At 60.6% G+C, this 561-nt stretch carries 1 protein-coding gene; it reads right to left on the bottom strand.

Annotated elements, in window-relative coordinates; all coding sequences use genetic code 11:
- Positions 1-141: 141 nt before the first annotated feature.
- Positions 142-561, bottom strand: a 420-nt coding sequence (locus AC1DS5_RS25430; protein WP_477721018.1) for a hypothetical protein, incomplete at its 5' end; no start/stop codon positions are given.

The following is a 561-nucleotide window of genomic DNA, read 5'->3' as shown; positions in this document are numbered from 1 at the left end:
GCCCCGGCTCAGCGACGCCCATGCGCTGTATGAGGTGATCGAGGCCGCCGATCAGGGCCTGCTGGACGATAAACGCGCCGAAATGGACGCGCAGCTGGCGGAGCGGCGAGAGGTGCTGCCCTGACCGGTGGCTGAGTGAAACTACAGAATCAGAAAATGACTAGCTTGGAGATCGGCAAGATGCACGTTCGCCAGCGTGAGACTGTCGTGATCACCGAGGTCGATCAGGGTGTCCTGACCGTTGTTGATCGACTGGAACAGCGTTTGCGGTTGGCCGGCTTGCGCCTCGTGCAACGCGGCGGTCAGTTCCTGCATGCTGGAGACCGCGGCGAACCCCTCCAGCGCGATGCTGCTGCTGTCCGATATCAGCTCTGCGCCGATGCCGGGCCGGAACGCAAATGATTGGTTGTTGAGTCCACCGTTGAAAATACCGGTAAAGCCGTCGCCATTCAGGTCTTGATGGAAACTGGGCTCGAATGCTTGCAGCCTTGGGCTGGCGCCTGTCGTCGTGCCGTTGAAGGAGAGGTAGTTGCCGTTGCTGTCGGTCGTCCAGATCGTGTA

Source organism: Polaromonas sp. P4_H1, from assembly GCF_056400945.1.
The sequence above is the reverse complement of the archived record's forward strand: the minus strand, read 5'-3'. Positions and strand labels throughout refer to the sequence as shown.